This window comes from Planosporangium spinosum, from assembly GCF_049999945.1.
In the GTDB taxonomy this organism is placed as follows: Bacteria; Actinomycetota; Actinomycetes; order Mycobacteriales; family Micromonosporaceae; genus Planosporangium; species Planosporangium spinosum.
The window spans coordinates 115,909-137,361 of sequence record NZ_JBLYUB010000008.1 but is presented as its reverse complement, the minus strand read 5'-3'; the positions used below and the strand labels follow the sequence as shown (position 1 = coordinate 137,361).

The 21,453-nt window shown below is 71.6% G+C and carries 25 protein-coding genes and 1 pseudogene; 9 read left to right on the top strand and 17 right to left on the bottom strand.

The genetic code is table 11. From position 1 onward, the window contains the following. Positions 1-55: 55 nt before the first annotated feature. A complete protein-coding gene (locus ACNTMW_RS13575) occupies positions 56-679 on the bottom strand; it encodes a TetR/AcrR family transcriptional regulator (RefSeq protein ID WP_426633864.1) in 624 nt (207 codons plus the stop codon). An 87-nt stretch (positions 680-766) separates the two neighbouring features. On the opposite strand from ACNTMW_RS13575, the gene ACNTMW_RS13570 reads away from it, so the two are divergent. Next, entirely contained in the window at positions 767-1,342 is a 576-nt protein-coding gene (locus tag ACNTMW_RS13570) for a TIGR03086 family metal-binding protein (protein ID WP_426633863.1), read from the top strand. Positions 1,343-1,427: 85 nt separating this feature from the next. On the opposite strand, the pseudogene ACNTMW_RS13565 reads toward ACNTMW_RS13570, so the two are convergent. The 5 genes and pseudogenes from ACNTMW_RS13565 to ACNTMW_RS13545 all read right to left on the bottom strand — a co-directional run. Further along, positions 1,428-1,616: pseudogene (locus ACNTMW_RS13565) on the bottom strand (alpha-hydroxy-acid oxidizing protein); the annotation flags it as partial. A 15-nt stretch (positions 1,617-1,631) separates the two neighbouring features. Next, a complete protein-coding gene (locus ACNTMW_RS13560) occupies positions 1,632-2,519 on the bottom strand; it encodes an amidohydrolase family protein (protein WP_426633862.1) in 888 nt (295 codons plus the stop codon). 12 nt (positions 2,520-2,531) lie between these two features. After that, positions 2,532-3,332 (bottom strand): SDR family NAD(P)-dependent oxidoreductase, encoded by an 801-nt coding sequence (locus ACNTMW_RS13555; protein WP_426633861.1) that lies wholly within the window; start codon positions 3,330-3,332, stop codon positions 2,532-2,534. Continuing rightward, entirely contained in the window at positions 3,329-3,859 is a 531-nt protein-coding gene (locus ACNTMW_RS13550; RefSeq protein WP_426633860.1) for a carboxymuconolactone decarboxylase family protein, read from the bottom strand. Before ACNTMW_RS13550 ends, ACNTMW_RS13555 begins: the two co-directional genes overlap by 4 nt. Positions 3,860-3,913: 54 nt before the next feature. Further along, a complete protein-coding gene (locus ACNTMW_RS13545) occupies positions 3,914-5,242 on the bottom strand; it encodes a cation:dicarboxylate symporter family transporter (RefSeq protein ID WP_426633859.1) in 1,329 nt (442 codons plus the stop codon). A 144-nt stretch (positions 5,243-5,386) separates the two neighbouring features. On the opposite strand from ACNTMW_RS13545, the gene ACNTMW_RS13540 reads away from it, so the two are divergent. The 3 genes from ACNTMW_RS13540 to ACNTMW_RS13530 all read left to right on the top strand — a co-directional run bounded on the left by ACNTMW_RS13540 (position 5,387) and on the right by ACNTMW_RS13530 (position 7,912). Continuing rightward, positions 5,387-6,031, top strand: a complete 645-nt coding sequence (locus tag ACNTMW_RS13540) for a hypothetical protein (protein ID WP_426633858.1) — start codon at positions 5,387-5,389, stop codon at positions 6,029-6,031. Between the two features lie 94 nt (positions 6,032-6,125). Beyond that, positions 6,126-6,911, top strand: a complete 786-nt coding sequence (locus ACNTMW_RS13535; protein WP_426633857.1) for an IclR family transcriptional regulator domain-containing protein — start codon at positions 6,126-6,128, stop codon at positions 6,909-6,911. After that, a complete protein-coding gene (locus ACNTMW_RS13530) occupies positions 6,908-7,912 on the top strand; it encodes a D-2-hydroxyacid dehydrogenase family protein (protein WP_426633856.1) in 1,005 nt (334 codons plus the stop codon). Before ACNTMW_RS13535 ends, ACNTMW_RS13530 begins: the two co-directional genes overlap by 4 nt. Before the next feature lie 27 nt (positions 7,913-7,939). Here ACNTMW_RS13530 and ACNTMW_RS13525 read toward each other — a convergent pair whose 3' ends face one another. Genes ACNTMW_RS13525 through pcaH form a run of 5 tightly spaced genes read right to left on the bottom strand, consistent with a single transcriptional unit; the run spans position 7,940 to position 13,076 of the window. Next, positions 7,940-9,118, bottom strand: a complete 1,179-nt coding sequence (locus ACNTMW_RS13525) for a 4-hydroxybenzoate 3-monooxygenase (protein ID WP_426633855.1) — start codon at positions 9,116-9,118, stop codon at positions 7,940-7,942. Beyond that, positions 9,118-10,311 carry a bifunctional 3-oxoadipate enol-lactonase/4-carboxymuconolactone decarboxylase PcaDC gene (gene pcaDC / locus ACNTMW_RS13520; protein WP_426633854.1) on the bottom strand — a complete coding sequence of 398 codons (1,194 nt, stop codon included), beginning with the start codon at positions 10,309-10,311 and terminating at the stop codon, positions 9,118-9,120. Before pcaDC ends, ACNTMW_RS13525 begins: the two co-directional genes overlap by 1 nt. Then, on the bottom strand, positions 10,308-11,714 hold the full coding sequence (gene pcaB / locus ACNTMW_RS13515) for a 3-carboxy-cis,cis-muconate cycloisomerase (protein WP_426633853.1): 1,407 nt from the start codon (positions 11,712-11,714) through the stop codon (positions 10,308-10,310). Before pcaB ends, pcaDC begins: the two co-directional genes overlap by 4 nt. Further along, complete coding sequence (gene pcaG / locus ACNTMW_RS13510) at positions 11,683-12,279, bottom strand: protocatechuate 3,4-dioxygenase subunit alpha (RefSeq protein ID WP_426633852.1); 597 nt, start codon at positions 12,277-12,279, stop codon at positions 11,683-11,685. Before pcaG ends, pcaB begins: the two co-directional genes overlap by 32 nt. Further along, positions 12,276-13,076, bottom strand: a complete 801-nt coding sequence (gene pcaH, locus ACNTMW_RS13505; RefSeq protein WP_426633851.1) for a protocatechuate 3,4-dioxygenase subunit beta — start codon at positions 13,074-13,076, stop codon at positions 12,276-12,278. Before pcaH ends, pcaG begins: the two co-directional genes overlap by 4 nt. A gap of 222 nt (positions 13,077-13,298) precedes the next feature. Here pcaH and ACNTMW_RS13500 point away from each other — a divergent pair, with 222 nt between their 5' ends. Beyond that, positions 13,299-14,996: an IclR family transcriptional regulator domain-containing protein gene (locus ACNTMW_RS13500; protein WP_426633850.1), complete on the top strand. Its 1,698-nt coding sequence runs from the start codon at positions 13,299-13,301 to the stop codon at positions 14,994-14,996. Between the two features lie 95 nt (positions 14,997-15,091). Here the strand turns inward: ACNTMW_RS13500 and ACNTMW_RS13495 are convergent, their stop codons facing one another. The 3 genes from ACNTMW_RS13495 to ACNTMW_RS13485 are packed head-to-tail and all read right to left on the bottom strand — an operon-like array spanning position 15,092 to position 17,679. Next, the gene (locus tag ACNTMW_RS13495) at positions 15,092-16,303 is read right to left on the bottom strand and encodes an acetyl-CoA C-acetyltransferase (protein ID WP_426633849.1); all 1,212 of its coding nucleotides are present in this window, start codon (positions 16,301-16,303) and stop codon (positions 15,092-15,094) included. 27 nt (positions 16,304-16,330) lie between these two features. Then, positions 16,331-16,990: a 3-oxoacid CoA-transferase subunit B gene (locus tag ACNTMW_RS13490; RefSeq protein WP_426633848.1), complete on the bottom strand. Its 660-nt coding sequence runs from the start codon at positions 16,988-16,990 to the stop codon at positions 16,331-16,333. Continuing rightward, positions 16,987-17,679, bottom strand: a complete 693-nt coding sequence (locus ACNTMW_RS13485) for a CoA transferase subunit A (RefSeq protein WP_426633847.1) — start codon at positions 17,677-17,679, stop codon at positions 16,987-16,989. Before ACNTMW_RS13485 ends, ACNTMW_RS13490 begins: the two co-directional genes overlap by 4 nt. 83 nt (positions 17,680-17,762) lie before the next feature. Here ACNTMW_RS13485 and ACNTMW_RS13480 point away from each other — a divergent pair, with 83 nt between their 5' ends. Further along, positions 17,763-18,659: a LysR family transcriptional regulator gene (locus tag ACNTMW_RS13480; protein WP_426633846.1), complete on the top strand. Its 897-nt coding sequence runs from the start codon at positions 17,763-17,765 to the stop codon at positions 18,657-18,659. Positions 18,660-18,678: 19 nt separating this feature from the next. Here ACNTMW_RS13480 and ACNTMW_RS13475 read toward each other — a convergent pair whose 3' ends face one another. Continuing rightward, entirely contained in the window at positions 18,679-18,900 is a 222-nt protein-coding gene (locus tag ACNTMW_RS13475) for a hypothetical protein (RefSeq protein ID WP_426633845.1), read from the bottom strand. Here ACNTMW_RS13475 and ACNTMW_RS13470 point away from each other — a divergent pair. Next, positions 18,899-19,036 carry a hypothetical protein gene (locus tag ACNTMW_RS13470; RefSeq protein WP_426633844.1) on the top strand — a complete coding sequence of 46 codons (138 nt, stop codon included), beginning with the start codon at positions 18,899-18,901 and terminating at the stop codon, positions 19,034-19,036. The genes ACNTMW_RS13475 and ACNTMW_RS13470 overlap by 2 nt on opposite strands. Positions 19,037-19,109: 73 nt before the next feature. On the opposite strand, the gene ACNTMW_RS13465 is transcribed toward ACNTMW_RS13470, so the two are convergent. After that, positions 19,110-19,544, bottom strand: coding sequence for a hypothetical protein (locus ACNTMW_RS13465; protein ID WP_426633843.1), 435 nt, complete (start codon positions 19,542-19,544; stop codon positions 19,110-19,112). Positions 19,545-19,661: 117 nt separating this feature from the next. Between ACNTMW_RS13465 and ACNTMW_RS13460 the strand changes: the two genes are divergently transcribed. Beyond that, a complete protein-coding gene (locus tag ACNTMW_RS13460; RefSeq protein WP_426633842.1) occupies positions 19,662-19,880 on the top strand; it encodes a hypothetical protein in 219 nt (72 codons plus the stop codon). A gap of 185 nt (positions 19,881-20,065) precedes the next feature. After that, complete coding sequence (locus ACNTMW_RS13455; RefSeq protein WP_426633841.1) at positions 20,066-20,557, top strand: pyridoxamine 5'-phosphate oxidase family protein; 492 nt, start codon at positions 20,066-20,068, stop codon at positions 20,555-20,557. Positions 20,558-20,725: 168 nt separating this feature from the next. Here ACNTMW_RS13455 and ACNTMW_RS13450 read toward each other — a convergent pair whose 3' ends face one another. After that, positions 20,726-21,442, bottom strand: a complete 717-nt coding sequence (locus ACNTMW_RS13450) for a TetR/AcrR family transcriptional regulator C-terminal domain-containing protein (RefSeq protein WP_426633840.1) — start codon at positions 21,440-21,442, stop codon at positions 20,726-20,728. Between the last annotated feature and the right edge of the window lie 11 nt (positions 21,443-21,453).

Genomic DNA, 21,453 nt, shown 5'->3' with positions numbered 1-21,453 from the left:
GGTGAGTGTCGGTGATCGGAGAGGGGAGTTCGCCGACGTGCGCCTGGGTTGGGGGCTAGGAACGCCGCCAGCGCCAGTTGAGTTCGTCGGCGGCCGGTGGTGGTCCGGGTAGATCCTGGCCGTTGCTGGCGAGGCCGGCTACCAGGAGGGCCAGGTGGCGGCGGCGTAGCTGTTTGGTGCGTTCCGGGTCCGGCAGGCGTACCGCGGCGCAGCCTTCCAGGATCAGCGCGATGTCCTGGGCGGTGATGTCGCGGCGCAGTTCGCCGCTGGCCAGCGCGTCGTCAACCAGCGAAGCCACGAGTTGGCCGGCGCGGATGGCGTCGGCGGTCATTTCGGCTGTCGGGGTGAATGTGCCGGCCAGGTGCACGGTCAGGGAGTGCACGTCGGCGTCGACGACGCGTTGCAGGAATCCGACGAGCGCCGACCAGTGCTCCGGTTCGTTTGCCGCTGTTTCGGCCTCGGCGATGAACCGGCGCAGTCCGTCGCGGCAGAGCTGGCGCAGTAGGTCCTCCTTGCTGGCGTAGCGGCGGTAGAGGGCGCTCATACCGACGCCGGCCCGGTCGGCGACCGCCGAGATCGGCGCTTTCGGGTCGTTTAGGAACACCTCGCGGGCCGCTTCGAGGATGGCTGTGTCGTTGCGTGCCGCCTGCCGGCGCCGCCCGGACTTGGTCTGCGTCATAGTTTCACACGGTAGCACTGGAACGGACCGTTCCGTTCCGCTAGAGTGCAGCGGAACAGATCATTCCGCTACTGCTCGGAGGTCATCATGAACAGTTGGCGTGCACTGCTCGACGCGTCCCACGAAGCGCTGCGTACCGTCACCGTCGGCCTCACCGAAGCTGACAAGGACAAGTCGACGCCCTGCGAAAAGTGGACGGTCACCCAGGTGCTGCAGCACGCGACCGGCGACCAGATCGGCTATGCGGCCGCGATAACCGGTGGTCCGTGGCCGTCTGACGACCCGTTCTTGCCGTCCGGCCGCCTCGACGGCGACCCAGTCGCGTTCGTCGAGAGCGGGATCAGCGCCTCCGCGGCGGCGTACGCGCAGATCGCTGACGACGACCCGAGCGTAGCGACACCCCTGCCGCAGGGCGCGATGCCGGCCTGGCAGGCGGCGGGCGCCTGCGCGCTGGACGCCGCCATCCACGCGTGGGACATCGCCGTTGCCACTGGCCAGCGGTCGCCGTTGACCGCGGACATGGCCCGCGGCCTGATGGAGGTCGCCATCACGATCGTCGAACCGCTGCGTGGCTTCGCGTACGGGCCGAACCTGCCCGCAGCGCCCGGTGACCGCGACATCGAGACCCTGCTGCGCTACCTCGGCCGCGACCCCCGCGCGTGACCCGCCGGACGGGTTACGAAAAGCAGATGTCTCGCCCCGGTGATGCCGCGGCGTGTCGGTGATCGATAGACGGCGAGGTCTCCAGTACGCCCGAATCGACAAGTACCTCGGCGCGTCCCTGCAGGGCGTCGACCACCTCGGGCAGCGCGTGCAGCGGCGCCACGGTCTGGTCCAGTTGCCGGCCTCCGTGGTTGGACAGGACCACCGCGTCCACGCCCGCGTCTGCGGCACGTGCCGCGTCCTCGGCCCGCAGCAGCCCCTTGACCACCAGCGGGCCGGGCCACAACATTCACGGCTGCCGGAAACGGAACAGCTCGGCCGGGTTGGTGACCAGCAGCTTGTGCCGCAGACCCTCGTCCGGGGCTATCTCGGCGATGAGGTCGACAAGTACCCCGTCATCCGGCGCCGCCCCGGTGATGTTCGGGTGAGGGAAGTCGGTGCCCCATACGACGCGGTCGGGCGCGTGCCGTGCGAGCAGGCCGGCGAGCGCGACGGCGTTCCCGTACGGCCCCTCGGACCGGGCGGACAACCGGTCGACGCCGCTCAGCTTGACCCACACGTTGCCCGTGTCGAGCAGCCCGAGCAGCGAGGCGACGTGCTCGGTGTCGAGGCCACCACGAACGTCGACGCGGGCCATGTGATCGATGACGACCGGCGCGTCGATCGATCGGATGCGGTCGGCGTAGTCGGTGATTCCGGTGCCGGCCACATGGATGGAGACGTGCCAGCCGTACGGCCGCACGAGGCGGAGGACGGCGTCCATCGTCTCCTTCGACGGCGCGCCGCCGAGGTGCGGAAGGAAGTTCAGGCGCGCGCCGCACACGCCGGCGGCGTCCAGCCGGGCGATCTCGTCGGGGTGGGTCGCGGGCGTCACCAGAGCCACGCCCCGGTAGCGCCCTTCGGACGTCTCCAGGGCGTCCAACAGCGCCGCGTGGTCGATGCCGTGGCAGGCGGACTGCACGATGACCGCCCGGTCGAACCCGAGGAAGTCGTGCAGACGCCGCAGCCGCTGCCGGGGTACGTCCACCGGGGTGAAGGTGCGCTCGGCGGCGAAGGGGAAGATGTCCGCCGGCCCGAAGACGTGACAGTGCGAGTCACAGCTCAACGCCGGCAGCGTGATGTCGGGACGCTTCGGGTTGTCGACAGGCGGTGGGCAGTTGGGGCTTGTCTCACTCATGTCGTTGTCCTTTCAGTCGCAGCGCGCCGTCATCCCGCCGTCCACCACGATCTCCGTACCCGTGATGAACCGGGCCTCGTCCGAGGCGAGGAAGAGCGCGGCATAGGCGGTGTCCCGGCCGTCCCCGGCGAAGCCCAGCGGGATGCGGGCCTGGCGCTGCGCCAGCAACGCCGGTACGTCGCCGCCGGCCCGCTGGTGCGCGAGTCGGGCGGAGACCATCGGGGTGTGCAGCTGTCCGGGTACGACGGTGTTGACGCGGATCCCGTCGGGGGCATGCTGCACCGCGACCACGCGGGACAGCTGGATGACCCCCGCCTTGGCGGCCGCGTAGCCCACCTGCGGGGAACCGGACCACCGGATTCCCGAGGTCGAGGCGATGTTGACGATGGATCCGGACCGCTGCTGCTGCATCACCGGGAGGACGTACCGGCACGTGCGGTAGACGCTGCTGAGGTTGAGGTCCAGTTGAGCCGCCCAGGCTTCCTCGGTGAGCTGTGCCGGGCCGCCGGGGTGCGAGCCGCCGACGTTGTTGACCAGCACGTCGATGCGCCCGAAGTCGCGCCGTACCTCGTCGACCAGCGCGGCGACCGACTCGCTGTCGGTCACGTCACAGATCCGAGGTTCGACCCGGCCGTCTTCGCCACGGATCGCGTCGACCGTCGGGGCGAGGGCGTCCGCGTTCCGGTCCATCGCCACGACGGTCGCGCCCTCCCGGGCGAAGATGACGGCGATCGCGCGGCCGTTGCCCCAGCCGGGTCCCACGCTGCCGGCGCCGGTGACGATGGCGACCTTGCCCGCGAGCCGCCCGCTCATGCCCGCACCTCCGCCGCCCGGTCCGCCGGTGTGATCTGCATGGCGACCAGGAACCGCGACACCAGGTTGTAGGCGCCCACGGTCGCGGTCAGTTCGACGATCTGCCGCTGGTCGAAGTGTTCGCCCAGGACGTCGAAGAGCGCGTCGGGAACCTCCACGTCGCGGGTCATGGCGTCGGTGTAGGCGAGGGCCGCCCGCTGGGCGGGGGCGAGCACGGCTGGATCGCCCCCGCCCCGCAGGACCGCCAGGTGCGCGTCGCCCAGCCCGCCACGGCGCGCCAGCGGCTCGTGGGCCGCCCACTCGTACTCGGCGCGGTTGAGCACCGCGACTCGCAGGATCACGAGCTCCCTGATGTCGTCGGTCAGGGTCGATTCGGTCCGGATCGCGCCGAGCAGCCGGTTCCAGCCGTCGGCCACCGGCGGGCTGTGCAGCAGCAGTCGGTCGAGCGGGGTGAGGCTGCCACCCCGGCGCGCGCGCATCCGGTCGGCGGTCTCACTGGCGTCTGCTGCGTACGGCAGCCTGGGCATTTTCTCTCCTAGGTGGATCGAGGGTGGGGCATGCGGCGGGGCTGGGCCCGGCCGCTACACCGCGGCGCCGACCGTGGCGTTCTCCGCGTGCGGTGCCTCGGCCGGGACCTCGCCGTTGAGTACGGCGCGGGCGTGAGCGACGTCCAGGACGCGCTCCCAGCGGCTGACCACGAGGCTGCCCAGGATCTGGCCGCCGAGGCTGACCAGCCCGCGCATGGTCGACAGCAGGCGGTCGATGCCGAGGATGAGCATGATTCCGACGACCGGGACCGAGCCGGTGGTCGACAGGGTCGCGGCCAGGATGATGAAGCCGGAACCGGCGACGCCGGCGCTGCCCTTCGACGTGATGAGGAAGACGGCGAGCAGCCCGATCTGCTGCCACAGCGACATCTCCACGCCGAACGCCTGGGCGATGAACAGCGACGCGAAACCGAGGTACAGGCAGACGCCGTCACCGTTGAAGGCGTACCCGGACGGGACGACCAGGCTGACGATGCGCTTGGGGCACCCCAGCCGCTCCAGCTTCTCGATGAGCCGGGGCATGACGGCCTCGTAGTTCGCCGTACCGAGCGTGATGAGGAGCTCGTCCTTGAAGTAGCGGTAGAGCTTGAGGATGCGCAGGCCGCAGAGCCGGGCGACGGCGCCGAAGACGATCAGTCCGAAGAGGATGCCCACGGCCCAGAACAGCCCGATGAAGGCGCCGAGGCTGGACAGCGTCCGCCCGCCGAACTTGCCCACCGCGAAGGCCATCGCACCGAAGGCGCCGATCGGCGAGAAGTACATGACCATCTTCACGACGCCGAAGAAGATCTCACCAAGGCGCTCGACCGCCGCGATGACGGGCTCTCCGCGTTCGCCGAGGAGCTTGACGGCGACGGCGAACAGGATGGCGACGAACAGCACCTGGAGGACGTTGCCCTCGACGAACGCGCTGACGACGGTCTTGGGAACGATGTTGACCAGGAAGTCGTACCAGTGCTGGTGGCTCGCGGCGCTGACGTAGTCCTTCGCGCTGCCGGTCAGGTGCAGGTCGGACGGGTGGGCGTGGATCCCACGGCCGGGGCCGACGAGGTCCATCGCCACCAGGCCGATGATCAGGGCGAGCGTGGTCACCACCTCGAAGTAGACCAGCGCCTTGATCCCGATCCGGCCGACGCTGGTCAGGTGCCCCGCGGACGCGATGCCGGTGACGATCGTGCAGAAGACCACCGGGCCGATGAGCATGCGGATCATTGCGATGAACGTGTCGCCGAGCGGTTGCAGCGACACGCCGACACCCGGGAACGCGAGGCCCACCACCGCGCCCAGCGCGATCGCCACGAGAACCGTGACGTACAGCCGGTCAGTGAACGCCCGCTTGGCCACGCCAGCAGCAGAAGCCATGAGCTACCATCCTTATGTTCGTCCTACGTACATTAGTTCGTCGGACGCACATGGTGACACGGGTCGCACGCCCGCTGTCAAGAGGTGTGGCTGGTACGTACGGTCGACGTACCCCTGGGGCGGTACCCGTTGTGGAGGTTGTGAATGGCAGAGGGGCTACTCTTCGTCCTGTCGGCGCAGGGATCCGTTCCGGCCGCGGAGTTCCACGACTGGTACGACCACGAGCACGCTCCGGCCCGCATGGCGCTGGCGGGCATTCACACCGGAAGGCGTTTCCGCGCCACCGACGGGGTGACCCCGACCTGGCTGGCCGCCTACGACATCGATCTCGAGGTCCTGGCCACCCCGACCTACCGGGCGCTGCGGGACCGGCGGAGCGCGCGCGAGCAGGCCGTCATCGACCGCCTCGCGGTACTGGACCGGCGGGTGTACGAACTGCTCGACGAGCACGGCAGCATCGACGGGCCACCGCCGGTCGTGGTCTGCACGTCCCTGTCGGTGCCGGCCGACCGGGAGCCCGCCCTGCACTCCTGGTACCTCGAGGAGCACATCCCGCTGCTGCACGCGATCCCCGGCTGGCTGCGCACCCGCAGGTACCGGATCGTCGACGGGAACGCCCCGACGTTCCTGGCGTTCCACGAGCTTGCCGACACCACGCCGCTGGAGACCGCCGCGTACCGTCACGCCACCTCGACCCCCCGGCGCGACGAGCTGATGCGGTCGGTCACGGCGCGCGAGCGTCGCGTCTTCACCTTCCACCGCGCCTTCTCCCCGACACACCGGCCCTGACCACGGACGCCGTTCTCCGCCGCGATCGGCGGACCGGATAATGACCTGCGAACCCGAGGCGTGTCGGGCCGGAGCGTGCAGAGGAGCGGGGGCGATGTCGCGAGAGGATCCGGATGTCATCGATTCGGTAGAAAAGGCCTTCCGGCTGCTCCAGGCATTCTCGGCGGAGCATCCTACGGTGACTGTCAGTGAGGCTGCCCAGCTCACGGGGCTCACCCGGGCCACCGCGCGCCGGATCCTGCTGACGTTTCAACGTCTCGGCTTCGCCGAGGCAGTCGGCCGCGAGTTCCGGCTCACCCCGCACGTGCTGCGACTCGGGTACGGGTACCTGAACTCGCAGCCGGTGGCCGAGCGAGCCCAGCCGCACATGCGGGCGCTCGCCGACAAGCTGCTGGAGTCCTGCTCCATGGCTACCCTCGACGCGGACGAGATCGTCTACCTCGCGCGCGTGCCCGCCGCGCGCAGCATGTCGATCACCCTGAGCGTGGGATCGCGACTGCCCGCCTACCCGACGTCGATGGGGCGCGTCCTGCTCGCGGCGCTCCCGCCGGAACAGCTCCAGGCGTACCTCGACGGCGTCGAGCTGCGCAGGCTCACCCCGCGCACGATCGACGACACCGAGGCCCTGCGCGCCGAGCTCGAGCGGGTACGCCGGCACGGGTACGCCGTGGTCGACGGTGAGCGCGAGGAGGGGGTACGGTCGGCGGCGGCTCCGGTCCGCGACTCCTCCGGAACGGTCATCGCAGCGATCAACGTGTCGGCGAACGCCGCCCGGGTCTCCCTGAAGATCCTCCGCGAGGAGTTCGTTCCGCACCTGGTGGCGACCGCCGACGCCGTTTCCCGGGACATCGGCTTCAACGGAACCCGGGTGGTGTCATGACCGCTGAAAGGCCCCTGCCCGTCGCCGTCCTCGACGACTACCAAGGGGTGGCACTGCGCAGCGCCGACTGGTCGCCGCTGGCCGGTACGGTCGAGGTCACCGCGCTCTCCGAGCACCTGCCGTCGGAGGCCGCTGTCGTCGCGGCACTACGGCAGTACCCCGTGGTGGTGGCGATGCGGGAGCGCACGCCGTTGCCCCGCGCCACCCTCGAGCAGCTGCCGCGGTTGCGGCTGCTCGTCACCACGGGGGCCCGTAACGCCGCCATCGACCTGGCGGCGTGCCGGGAACTCGGCATCACGGTGTGCGGAACGGGCGGATCGGGCCTGGCGACCGCCGAGCACACGTGGGCCCTGCTGCTGGCCTGCGCCCGGCGCCTCGACGTCGAGCTCGCGAATGTCCGCGCCGGGGGCTGGATGACGACCCTCGGCACCGAACTGCGGGGGCGTACGCTCGGCGTTCTCGGCCTGGGCCGCCTCGGCACGCAGGTCGCCGTGGTGGCCCGCGCGTTCGGCATGCGGGTCCTCGCCTGGAGCCGGCACCTCACCCAGGAGCGGTGCGAGCAGGTGGGCGCCGAACTCGCCACCTCCCTCGATCAGGTGCTGGCCGAGTCCGACTTCGTCACCATCCACCTCGTGCTGTCCGAGCGCACGCGGGGGCTCATCGGGCCGCAACAGCTGAGACGGATGAAGCCCACCGCGTGGCTGGTCAACACCAGCCGCGGCCCGATCTGCGACGAGTCCGCCCTGGTACGCGCGTGCCGCGAGCGGTGGATCGCCGGTGCCGCCCTGGATGTCTTCACCGACGAGCCGCTCCCGCCGGAGCACCCCTTCCGCCACCTGGACAACGTCCTGGCGACCCCGCACATCGGCTATGTCACCGAGGACACCTACCGGACCTGGTTCGCGCACGTCGTCGAGGACATCGCCGCGTTCCTCGCCGGTGCGCCGGTGCGTGTACTCGCCTCCCCCGGCCGATCGGGTCGCGTCAACCCGAACACGTGACCGCGGCAGCAGTTGGCGGCACGTCCCTCACCCGATCGGCAGACCTGCGTAGTTCTCCGCCAGTTCGGTCGCGGCCGCGGTGGACGTGGCGATGCGGTCCAGCTGTGCGATCTGCAGACGGGTGTCGAACGGGGACTGTGCCGGGTCGGGGTGCAGCGTGGTGGTCATGAAGTACGAGAAGTGCTCGGCCCGCCAGACCCGCCGCAGGCAGGTGTCGGAGTAGGCGTCGAGCAGCGACGTGGAGCCGGTGGTGCGCAGGTGGGCGAAGGCCCGGGCGAGCACGACGACGTCGGCGACGGCCAGGTTGAGCCCCTTGGCGCCGGTGGGCGGCACGATGTGGGCTGCGTCGCCGGCGAGGAAGACCCGCCCGTACCGCATCGGTTCGGCGACGAAGCTACGCATCGGGGTGACGGACTTGCTGGTGATCGGGCCGCGCTGCAGTTTCCAGCCGCCGTCGCGGAGGGCGAGTCGGGCGTCGAGCTCGTCCCAGATCTGCTCGTCGGACCAGGCGTGCGCGTCGGTGTCGTTTCCGACCTGCAGGTACAACCGGCTCACGACGGGTGAGCGCATGCTCAGCAGGGCGAAGCCCCGCTCGGAGTGTGCGTAGATCAGCTCGTCGTTGGAGGGTGCCACGTCAGCCAGGATGCCCAGCCACGAGTACGGATAGGTGCGCTCGAAGGTCCGTCGCGCGCCGTCGGGGAGGGCGTGCCGGGTGACGCCGTGGAAGCCGTCGCAGCCGACGACGTAGTCGCAGCGAAGGGTCTGCTCGCGACCGGAGTGGGTGAAGCGGATGACGGGGCTGTCGGTGTCGGCGCCCTCGACGGCGGTGACCTGGGCCTCGAACAGCAGCGGCGCGCCGTCGGCCAGTTGCAGCGCGATGAGGTCCTTCACGACCTCGGTCTGCGCGTACACCATGACCCGGCGGCCCCCGGTGAGGGCCGGGAAGTCGATGCGGTGGCGCCGGCCGTCGAAGTGGAGCTCGATGCCGTCGTGGGGAAGGCCCTCGCGGTCCATGCGCTCGCCGGCGCCGCAGGCCCGCAGCACGTCGATGGTGCCCTGTTCGAGGATGCCGGCGCGCTGACGCTGCTCGACGTAGGCACGGTCGCGGCACTCCAGGAGTACGCAGTCGATGCCAGCCTGGTGGAGCAGGCGGGCGAGCAGCAGCCCGGCCGGGCCGCCGCCGACGATGCCGACGGTGGTGCGCATCAGTTCCTCCCGGAGGGGTCGGTCGGAGCGGCGAGGTCAAGGTCGATTCCCTCCTCGCGGAGGGTGCGCTGGGCGACGCCGAAGGCGGCGTTGGCGGCCGGAACTCCACAGTAGACGCCGATCTGGAGCAGCACCTCGCCGATCTCCTGCGGGGTCAGGCCGTTGCGCAGCGCGGCGCGTACATGCATGGCCAGCTCCTCGAGGTGGCCGTGGGCGACCAGCGCCGTCATGGTGATGCAGGACCGGGTGCGGCGGTCCAGACCCGGGCGGGTCCAGATCTCGCCCCAGGCGTACCGGGTGATGAAGTCCTGGAAGTCCGCGGTGAAGTCGGTCGTGTTCGCGGTGGCCCGGTCCACGTGCGCGTCGCCGAGGACGGCCCGCCGCACCGCCATACCGGCAGTGTGCCGGGCGCGGTCCCCGCTCGCCGCGGGGGCGAAGTGCTGGCTCAGCGCCGCGGTGACGAGCTCGGGCTTCTCCACGTTGGCCAGGTGCGCGGCGCCGGCCACCTCGAGGAGGCTCGCGCCGGGGATGCCGTCGGCGAGTTCACGGGCGTGCGACGAGGGCGTGGCCGGGTCCTCGCGGCCTGCCACGATCAGGGTCGGCACCGCGATCCGGGGCAGGTCCGCCCGCAGGTCGTAGGTGGCGAGCGCGTCGCAGCAGGCGGCGTACCCGGCGTCGGCGGCGGCGGCGAGGTCGCCGAGGAGCGCCTCGGCGCGCGGCGAGCCGGCGAAGGCCGGGGTGAACCAGCGCCTGGCGGTGGCCCCCGCCAGGCTCCCGGTGCCCTGGGTCCGGACCGTGTGCGCCCGCTCGGCCCATGCCTCCGGTTCGCCGAAGCGGGCGGACGAGCACACCATCGCCAGGCTCTCGACCCGGTCGGGGTGGTGCAGCGCGAGGTACGCGCCGATCGCGCCGCCGAGCGAGATGCCGGCGTACCGGAACCGCTGCCATCCATGGTGGTCGGCGAGGTCGAGCACCAGCCTCGCCAGGTCGGCGACGGCCGCGGTACCCGCTGGGAGCACCGACGTCGGCGATCCCCCGTGGCCGGGCAGGTCGAAGCGCAGCACCCGGTACGTGCGCGCGAGTTCGGGCAGCGACGGTTCCCACGCCGCCATGGAGGTCCCGAGCGACGGGCCGAGGATGAGGGGCGGCGCGTCCGCAGGACCGTCGAGGCGGTGGTGCAACTGATCGGTCATCGGTTCCCTTGGGGGGCGGAGGGTTCGCGACGCAGCGCCCGGTCGGTGAGTGCGGCGGCTGCGCCGAGGTAGGCGGCCGGGTCCGTGAGCTCACGTAACCGGTCGGCGTCGAGCAGTCCGGCGAGCGCCGGCTCGTCGGCCAACGCCGCGCCGAGGTCGACGCCGTCGGCCGCGGCGCGCCGGGAGGCGCGGGCGACGATCTGCTTGGCGTTGGCGCGGCCGACCACCTCGGTCAGCGCCGCGCTCAGCCGCTCGGAGACGATCAGCCCGCCGGTGAGATCGAGGTGGGCGCGCATCCGGTCGGGCCGTACCCGCAGGCCTTCGGCCAGGTCGGCGGCTTCCCGGGCGGCGCCGCCGGTCAGCCGCAGCGCCTCCCGCAGGGTCTGCCACTCGGCGTGCCAGGCGCCCGACGGGCGCTCGTCCTCGGCGACGACGGAGCCGAACAGCACGGCGGCGAGCGCCGGCACCTGGCGTGCCGCCGCGGCGATGAGCGTGGCGCGTACCGGGTTGCTCTTGTGCGGCATCGCCGAGGAACCCCCGCCGGCGCCCTCGGCGACCTCGCCGATCTCGGTACGCGACAGCACCAGCACGTCGGCGGCGAGCTTGCCGAGGGCACCGGCGGTGAACGCGAGCGCGGCGGCGAGGTCGGCGACCGGGGTGCGCAGGGCGTGCCAGGGCAGGGTGGGTTCGGCGAGACCGGTCTGCCGCGCGTACTCCGACAGCAGCCGCAACCCGTCGCCACCGAACTCGCCGAACGCCGCCAGGGTCCCGGCGGCTCCGCCGAGCTGCGCCGGCAGCGACCGCCGTACGGCGTGCAGCCGGTCGTGGGCGTCCAGTACCAGGCTGCGCCACCCGGCGGCCTTGAGCCCGAAGGTGGTGGGCACGGCGTGCTGGGTGAGAGTACGCCCGGGCATCGGCGTGTCGCGGTGCGCGGAGGCGAGCCCGGCGAGCGCGGTGGCGGTCCGGCCGAGGTCGGCCAGGACGGGCGCGAGCGTACGGCGGGCCACCAGCATCATCGCGGTGTCGAGGATGTCCTGGCTGGTCGCACCGCGGTGCACGTACCCGGCGGCGTCGGGGTCGCGGGCGTCGACGGCCGCGGTGAGGTCGGCGACGAGCGGGATGACCGCGTTTCCCCCGGCACGGGCGCGCGCGGCGAGGCCGGCCAGGTCGTACGCATCGGCTGCCGCGGCGGCCGCACCAACCGCGGCGGCGGCCGACGCCGGGGCGAGGCCGAGCGCCGCCTGCGCCCGGGTGAGCGCCGCCTCGGCGTCGAGCATGGCCTGCAGGAACGCGGCGTCGCCGGTCGCGGCCTCGGCCGCCGACCCGGCCCGCACCGGTGAGAGCAGGCCGAGGTCGGCGACGTGGGTGGGATCAGCCGAAGTCAAGGAAGACGGTCTCCTCATGCGAACCGTCACCGGCCTGCAGGCGGATGTCGATGCGGTACACCCGGTCCCGCTCCGCGGTGGCGATCAGGGTGGCGCGGCGCTGCGGCGTCAGGGCGGCGAGCACCGGGTCGGCGGCGTTGGCCTCGATGTTATCCGGCAGGTAGACCCGGGTGAACAGGTGGTGCAGCAGGCCCCGGGCGAACACGCACACCGCCAGGTAGGGCGCAGCGCCGTTGCGGGAGCCGGGTGGCAGGGTGCGCAGCGCGAAGTGCCCGTCGGCGTCGGTGGCGACGCGGCCGAATCCGGTGAAGTCCACCCCGTTGCGGCCGATGATCGCGCCGGTGACCGGGTCGCGGCGCAGCGAGCCCGGCGCACCGGTGGTCGAGCCGGCGGGGTCGGTCTGCCAGAACTCCAGCAGGGCGTCCGGGACCGGCTGGCCGGCGCCGTCGTAGACGTACCCGTGGACGGTGATGGTGTCGGGGTGTCCGGCCGGGGCGACGTCACCGCCGCCGGTGAACGGCAGGGCGTACCCGTAGAACGGGCCGACGGTCTGCGACGGCGTCGGCGCGCGGAACTCGGTCATCGTCCTTCCTCCATCCAGGTCGCCGACGGGCCGTCGAGCACGATGTCCCATCGGTAGCCCAGCGACCACTCGGGGCTGGACAGGTCGTGGTCGTAGTCGGCAATGAGGCGTTGCCGGGCCTTGTCGTCGGTGATGGAGTTGAAGATCGGGTCGAACGGGAACAGCGGGTCGTTCGGGAAGTACATCTGGGTGACCAGCCGCTGCGTGAACGCCGTGCCGAACAGCGAGAAGTGGATGTGGGCCGGCCGCCAGGCGTTGAGGTGGTTGCGCCAGGGGTACGCGCCCGGCTTGATCGTGGTGAAGTGGTAGCGGCCCTCGTCGTCGGTCAGGCAGCGGCCGACGCCGGTGAAGTTGGGGTCGAGCGGGGCCGGGTGCTGGTCGCGCTGATGTGCGTAGCGACCGGACGCGTTCGCCTGCCAGATCTCGACCAGCTGACCGCGCACCGGCCTACCCTGCCGGTCCAGGACCCGGCCCGTGACGGTGATCCGCTCGCCGAGCGGCTCGCCCGGATGCCGCTTGGTGAGGTCGGAGTCGAGGTCGGTGACGTCGGTGACGCCGAACACCGGCCCGGTCAGCTCGACGGCGTCGGGGTCGCCGACCACGACGAGGCCCTGCTTGGGGTGGCGCAGCAGGCTGCTGCGGTAGGGCGCGTAGCCGCGGGGCGGATGGTTCGCCGCAGGCGCGCCGTCAGACAGCGCAGCGTCGGCGGCGCGCCGCAGTTCCGCGATCTCCCGGTCGATGTCGGCCTGGCCGAGCGGTGCGGGCGTGGCGGGCTCCCGCTCGATTGGTGTGGTCATGTGGATCTCCGCGCAGGTTCGGTCGGCCGGGTGGGCACGGGCGGACGACGAGGAGCGGGGACGAGTTTGACGCCAACCCTTGTTCGCCCAGTGAACTTTTGTTCATAATTCGCGTCATGAGTCTCAGCCCGCCGGAGGGCGAGTGTCAACGATTCCCGCCTTGGAATTTCCCTGGGATCAGCCCTGGCGGCACGGCATGTGGCCAGACCGAGGAGCAACCCGATGACCAGCATCGATACGACCGTCGCGGCTGAGGCTCCGGCCGGCTCCCCCGACGAACCGGTGGTGGGACCGCTCGAGCGTGGCCTGGCGGTCCTGCGCGCCATGTCCGCGCCGGGCGAACACCGGCTGCGCCCCAGCGACCTGGTGCACCTGACCGGCCTCGCCCGGGCCACCATCGACAGAGTCGTCGGCACGCTCGTTCATCTGGGTTACGTTCGCGCGGCGGGCCGCGACGTGGAGCTCACCCCCCGCGTACTGCACCTCGGTAACGCGTACCTGGCCGGTTGCGGCATCCCCGATGCCCTCGGGCCACTGGCCGAGCGGCTCGCCCGCGAGTTCGACGAGTCGGTCTCGATCGCGGTGCCCGACGGGGACGGCGCCCGCTTCGTCACGCGGGTCTCCCGCCGGCGGACGATGTCACTGACCTTCCGCATCGGCGACCTGCTGCCCGCCGAGCGGTGCGCTCCAGGGACGCTGTTCGCAGGCGGATGGACCGAGCAGGAGTGGCAGGACTGGCGGCAGCGCCGGCGCGCCGACCCCCGCGACGCTACCTTTCCCGCCGTCCCCGCCCGCCCGGCGGCGGCCGACCCGCAGACCGTCGAGGCGGACTTCGCCCGGCGCGCCGCACAGGCCGCCGAGCGCGGCTGGGCGGACGACGACCAGCTCGTGGAACCGGGCCTGATCGCCGTGGCGGTCCCGGTGATGGACCCGTCGGGGCGGACGGCCTGCGCGGTGAGCGTGGTCAGCCACACCAGCCGGCACACTGTCGGGTCTCTCGCCGCTGCCGTGCTGCCCAGGCTGCGTGCGGAGACCGCCGCCATGGAGCGGGCCCTGGCCGACGCCGTCGGGCAGCGGAGCGCCGCGCCGCTCGCCGGCGCACCCGCGACGGACGCCTCGCTGGCGGCAAAGCAGGAGTTGGGGGCAGGGTTTCTGCAGTCGCTGGCGCGCGGACTGGCCGTCCTGTCCTCGCTCGGCGCGGCCGCGGGCGGGCTCACCCTGTCCGAGGTGGCGGCCGCCACCGGACTTCCACGCGCCACCGCCCGGCGATCACTGCTCAGCCTGCAGCAACTCGGCTACGTGGCGGCGAACGGGCGGCTGTTCCGGCCGCTGCCCCGGATTCTCGAACTGGCCTACGCCCACCTGTCCGGGCTCAGCTTCGCCCAGATCGTCCAACCGCGCCTGGAGCGACTGGTGGAGGAGGTCCGCGAATCCGCGTCGGCGACGGTCCTGGACGGTGACGACATCCGCTACGTGGCCCGGGTCCCCACGTATCGGATCATGAGCGTGGACATCACGATCGGCACCCGTTTCCCGGCCTATGCGACATCGATGGGGCGGGTACTCCTGGCCGGGTTGGACGAGCACGAACGCGCCGCCCGGCTCCGCCGCGCCGACCTACGGCCGCTGACCCGGCGCACCGTCACCGACCCCGGGGAACTCGCGCGGATCCTGCGCGAGACCGCCAGCGGGTACGCGCTGGTCGACGAGGAACTCGAGGAGGGACTCCGCTCGATCGCCGTACCGGTACGCGATGCCGGCGGTGCGGTGGTGGCCGCGGTGAACCTGTCCACCCACACCGGGCGGGGAAGCGTCGAGCACACCCGCGCCACCCTCCTGCCGCCCCTGCGCCGGGCCGCGTCCGACATCGAAGCCGACCTGCACGCCGTTTCGGCGCGGACGCCATTGCGGCTGCCGTGAACGCCACCCCGCGTCGGTCACCGGCGTCTCCGCGCTGGACGAGGGCGGCTCCACCAGGCCCGTCGGCGCCCAGGCTCCCGGCACCGACAGGCGCGCTAGACGCGCTCGAAGACCGCGGCGAGCCCCTGGCCGCCGCCGATGCACATGGTCTCCAGCCCGTAGCGGGCGTCGCGGCGGGCCATCTCCCGGGTCAGGGTGGCCAGGATCCGTCCACCGGTCGCGCCGACCGGATGCCCCAGCGAGATGCCCGACCCGTTGACGTTGAGCCGGTCGAAGTCGGCCGGGGTGAACTTCCACTCCGCGGTGCAGGCCAGCACCTGCGCGGCGAACGCCTCGTTCAGCTCGATCAGATCGATGTCGGCCAGCGTCAGCTGCGCGGCGGCGAGTGCCTTCGCGGTCGCCGGCACCGGGCCGATGCCCATCGTCGCCGGCGGCACTCCACCGATGCCTGCGGACACCAGCCGGGCCAGCGGTCGCAGCCCGAGCTCGGCGGCCCTGGCCGGGTGGGTCACCACGCAGATCGCGGCGCCGTCGTTCTGACCGGACGCGTTGCCCGCGGTCACGGTCGCCTCCGGGTCGTCGCGGCCGAGGATCGGGCGCAGCGTGGCGAGCTTGTCCACCGTCGAGTCCGGACGGATGTGCTCGTCGCGGTCGACGACCGTGTCGCCCTTGCGGCCCTTCACCGTCACCGGGACGATCTCGTCGGCGAACCGGCCCTCCGCGGCGGCCGCGGCGGCCCGCTGATGGCTGCGCACCGCGTACTCGTCCTGGTCGGACCGGCTGATGGCGTACTCCCGGCGCAGGTTCTCGGCGGTCTCCAGCATGCCGCCGGGCACCGGGTGATTCTTGCCGCCCGCGGTGACCCGGCCGCGCGCCAGCGCGTCGTGCAGCATCACCCCCGGCCCCGCCTTGGCGCCCCAGCGCATCGAGGTCGAGTAGAACGGTGCGTTCGACATCGACTCCGCCCCGCCGGCCAGTACCACGTCCGACGCCCCGGTCTGCACCTGCATCGCCGCGTACAGTACGGCCTGCAGCCCGGACCCGCACCGCCGGTCGATCTGGATGCCGGCCGCGGTCACCGGCAGCCCGGCGTCGAGTGCGGCGACCCGGCCGATCGCGGGCGCGTCCATGGTCGGGTAGCAGTGACCGAGGACGACGTCGTCGACCGCCTCCGGCGGCAGACCGGTGCGCCTCAGCAGGGCCCGGATCACGGTGGCCGCCAGCTCGTGGGCCGGCACGTCGCGCAGTGAGCCGCCGAAGGCGCCGACCGGCGTCCGCAACGGTTCGCAGATGACCGCTTCACGCATGTCGATGTTCTCCCAGTGACGTGTGGATCAGGCCCGGACCGGATCGGCCGCGTCGAGGGCGTTACGGAACGGGGCCGCGGTGTGCTCACGCACCCAGTCGAGGGTCACGCCCTCGGCCAGGTCGACGAGGACGAGTTCGCCGTCGGAGACGGTGAAGGTCGCGGCCTCGGTGACGATGACGTCGACGGGGCGCAGCGCGGTCAGCGGGAAGGTGCACTCGGCGACGATCTTCGGTGAGCCGTCCTTCGCCGTGTGGGTGGTGGCGACGATCACGCGCTTGGCACCCACGAGCAGGTCCATCGCGCCACCCACGCCGAGGACCGGCTTGCCGGGCAGCGCCCAGTTCGCGATCCGACCCTGGGCGTCGATCTGCAGCGCACCCAGCACGGCGATCTCGACGTGCCCGCCACGGATCATCCCGAACGAGGCGGAACTGGCGAAGTACGACGCGCCCGGCCGCGCGGTGACCGGCTGCTTGCCCGCGTGCACCAGGTCGGGGTCGACGTCCTCCGGCGCCGGCGTCGGGCCGACACCGAGCAGGCCGTTCTCGGTCTGCAGGAACACGGCGTCGGCGTCGGGCAGGTGGTCGGCCACCAGCGTGGGGATGCCGATACCCAGGTTGACCACGGCGCCGGGCGGGATGTGCGGAACGACCCGGGCCGCGATGCGGTTCTGTACGTCGCTCACGACCGCCCTCCGCTCAGTACGAGGTGGTCCACGAACAGGTGCGGCGTCACGATCGCCTCCGGGTCGAGGGCCCCGACCGGGACGATCTCGTCGACCTCGGCGATGACGAGATCGGCCGCGGTGGCCATGTCGGGATTGAAGTTGCGGGCGGTCTTGGCGTAGACGAGGTTTCCCAGCTCGTCGGCGACGCGCGCCCGTACGAGCGCGACATCGGCGCGCAGGCTCTCCCGGAACAGGTACCGCTCGCCGCGGATCACCCGTTCCTCGCACCCCTCGCCCAGCAGGGTGCCCAGGCCCGTCTTGGTGTAGAAGCCGCCGATCCCGGCGCCCCCGGCGCGGATCGACTCGGCCAGGGTCCCCTGCGGCAGCAGGTCGATCTCCAGCCGCCCTTCGGCGTGGGCGCGGACGACGTCCGGGTTGCTGGTGAAGTAGGACCCGATCGCCTTACGCACCCTGCCCTCGAGCAGCAGCCGGCCCAGACCCTTGCCGGGCTCCCCCAGGTTGTTGCTGATCACGGTCAGGTCGCGGGCTTCGGGGCTCTCGCAGAGCGCCTCAATGAGCGTGAGCGGCGCTCCGACCAGCCCGAACCCGCCCACCATCAAGGTGGCGCCCGGCCGGACGAGGGAGACCGCCTCCGCGGCGCCGCGTACCAGCGATCGATCGCGGATCGCCGAATTCGTCTGGGACATGCCGTGATTGTGCTCTCGCGCAGCCGATACTTCAAAGATCTGATTGGTAGCTACTCATACTGAATCAGTATATTATTGACCCCGTGCAGTATCGGCGGTTGAAATACTTCGTAGCCGTTGCCGAAGAGCTCAGCTTCACGCGGGCCGCGGAACGGCTCCACATGGCCCAACCACCCCTGAGCCACCAGATCGGCCAACTGGAGAACGAGCTCGGAGTGGTGCTGTTCGACCGGTCCCGCCGGGCGATCCGGCTCACCGCCGCCGGGCAGGCGCTACTGCACGAAGCGCGTCGCCTGCTCGCCGACCTCGACCAGACGGTCCGCATGGTCCGCCGGGTCGGCGACGGCGCCCGCGGTGTGCTGTCGATCGGCTTCGTCCCGTCGGCCGCCAACGGCGACCTGCCCCACCTCATCCGGTCCTTCCGGGCGGATCACCCCGCCGTTGAGCTGGTGCTGCGCGAGATGGGGCCGGATGCGCTGGTCCGCGCCCTGCACGATCGACAGCTCAACGTCGCCCTGCTCTACCTGCCGGTGAGCGACCCGGAGCTCACCTCGTACCGGCTGTCCACCGAGCAGCTGCTCCTCGCCCTGCCGACCGACCATCCTGCCGTCACCACCGGGCCGGTCGACCTGCGCGACGTCCGACACGAACCGTTCGTCATGCCGGAACAGCACGACGTTCCCGGGCTGCACGCCCGCATCACCGAGCTGTTCGCCGAAGCCGGGATCACCCCGGAGGTCGCCCAGCAGGGCGTCTGGCTGATCCAGACCGTGCTCGGCCTGGTCGCCGCCGGGATCGGGCTGGCCATCGTCCCCTCGTCGGTGGCCACCCTGAACCGATCCGGCGTCACCCTCCGACCCCTGCGCGGGACCCCGCGCACCGTCGAACTCGCCGCCGTCTGGCGTCGCGACGACCGGTCCGACCTGGTGGCCGATTTCCGGGGCTGCATAGCGCGAGAGGTCCCGACCGGGGCGCGCTGACGGCACGGACCGGTCCGGATCACCGCCGGCGGTGGAGGGACGAGTCGGCCAGGCACGCCGACCACCCCTCGATCCCGTACTCCCCTCCGAGCCCGGAGTCGTGGCCACCGCCGAACGCTCCCGACTCCTCGATGGGCAACGCCGGCTTCCGCACGGTCGCGCTGTAGCGACGAAGGGCTGGCACGCCATCCGGCGTGCGGCACCGGCTGCCGGCCTCAACGGTGTCGACGCTGACCGTCATGGCTTTCCTTCCGCCCCTGCCGTCCGGGCCGTTCCACGACGGCCCGGTCGTGGTCTTCGTACTCGCCGCGGTCCTCGCGGCGGTCGGCGCCGTCGTCTCGATCTTCCGTGATGGCGTCTACATCCACGACGAGTAGGCGAATCCCCGACGGGTAGGCGCGCCCCACCATGAGACTCACCGTGACGCGTACCGTGATCCTCACCGTCACCTCACCGTGACCCGAACGTCCAAGCCGGGTGCCTCGTCGTCACGCCGGCCCCTTCGGCGCGGTCCCCATCGTCATGGGCCCTGCGTGCCGCGGCCGGATCTGTTGCTTCCGCGCGCACTCCGGCGTTGTCGCGCATGGTGAACGACAGCTCCTGGCCCCAGTCGGGGGCGTCAACCATGAGCGTGTGCGGGAAGCCGGCGCCGATGGCCAGCGACGGCCGGATAGCGTTCGCGCCGGCCGCCTTGATGGCCGCGAAGGCTCCGGCCTGGTTGGCGCACCGGCGGTAGACGTGGTTGATGCCGCGCAGGACAAGGTTGCGGCCATTGGCCTCGACGAGCCGGCCGGTTCGTACCCGCATTCCGGTGGCCGTGTGAGCGCTCGGTACGACGACGAAACCCGAGACAAGGAGCGTGAGAATCCCGGCGCTCATCGCCACCAGGCCTCTTCTCATGATCACCTCGGAGGAGAGCCGGGCGGAGCGGTCCGCCCGGTAGCTACCCAAGGACGAATGACTTACCCGCGGCGGCCCGGGCCCGATAGCGTGGCCCGGCCCTTGCCTGAGGTCGACGAAGGCGTGGAAGTGGTCGGCCCGCGGGCGATCTACACCATCCCGGTCGTCGAGTTCGACACCCACCCGCCGGCGCGCGCCACGGTGATCTGCGCCGACGAGCTGGGTCAGGTCATCGCCCGTACGTTCCCACCGGCATCGGGCTGGTCCGCCGACGGCCTATGGTGTGCCGGATACACCGACATACGTCCTGGTACTCATTGAGGGCGTCGTTGTCGCCGGGCCTGCGCCGCAGGGCGACGAACCGCGTACATGGGCCCCTTCTGGTGGGCGATGAAGAACAGGCCGGCGTCGAGTTCGCGGTACCCGCACGGCGCACTTCGCAGTGTCATGCGTCTATGACTTTGGGCTACGATCTGGACTCTCCGGCAGTAGGAAGGAGCCTGTCGATGGGGCGGCCACGAGATCTGCTTGAGGAGTACGTTGCCGCGGGAAAGGTCATGCAGCTGGCCACCGTGGACGATCGGGGCGCCCCGGTGGTGTGCAACCTCTGGTACGCCTTCGAATTTGCGCCGGATCGACTCTGGTTCATCTCCCGGCCGGCTCGGCAGCATTGCGCGAACCTGCGCGCCGACCGGCGGGTCGCGGGCGCGATCCTGGCCATCGAGCTGGACGAGGTGGGACAGGCGGTACGTGGGGTGAGCTTCACCGGGACCGCCCGGGAACTACCCACGACAGGAATCGACGATCAGATCCGGGTGTACGCCGGCCGGTGGCCGCGCGCCGCCGGCGCGATCGACCCGGCCCGGCTGGCCGAAGGCGTTACGCACCACCGCGTCTACGAGATCGAGGTCACCGACTGGGTGCTCTACGACGAGCAGAACTTCGGCGGGCAGCCCCGCCAGGAGGTCGCTGCGCTACGGGAGCCCGTGTCGCGTTAGGACGGCCACGGGTAACTGTCGCCGATGCCGGGTCGCTACTGTCGGCCGTCCCGGTGGCATCGCCTGCCGCCGCCTCGGACGTAGGCCTGGTCGGCGCGCCGCCGAATCACTGGGCGAGTGTCGGCAGTGCCGGACGACTCGGCCGCCACGGCGTTGCGGCACACGGCGTCATTCCGACAGCGGGTCCGCGGGGGCGGCCGCGGAGTTCGTGGGGCCGCGTTGCTGGTCCATGCCGGCGAGGAGACTGTCGAGGGTGAAGGTGAAGCGGGTGTCGGGGTTGGCACCCGCGCCGGTGGTCAGGGCGCGTGTCAGCAGCGGAAACTCGTCCGGGTCGAGGGCGGCCAGCGCGACGGGCACGCCATCGGCGGGGTCGGGCCGGCCGTCGTCCGGTTCAACTTCGGCGAGCGTGTGACCGATGACGAAACAGGCGATCCCGGTGATGATGTTCAGCGCCTGGTCGAGGGTGAAGCCCGCACGGTGGAGCACGGTTGCGCTGCGTTCGACCGCGCGCAGCGAGCGTGGCGTGGTCACCGGTCGGGTGGCGACCAGCGGCAGGACGCGGGGGTGCGCCAGCAGGGTCGCCCGGTAGGACGTGGCGAAGCGGCGTAGCAGGCTCCGCCAGTCGTCGTCGGAACCGGCGTCGTCGGGCGCTCCCGCCTCGGTGACGAGTTCCACGACTCCGTCAAGCAGGGCCTGCTTGTTGGGAAAGTGGTGATACAGGCTCATCCCTTCCACGCCGAGGGCGGCGCCGAGGCGACGCATGCTCAGCCCGGCCAGACCCTGTTGGTCGATGATGTCCAGCGCTGCGGTCAGGATGCGCTGCCGTGACAGCCGCATGCCGCCGGGCGAGGCACTCCGCCGCGGTTTGCCCGGTGCATCGCTCATGTGACACCCCC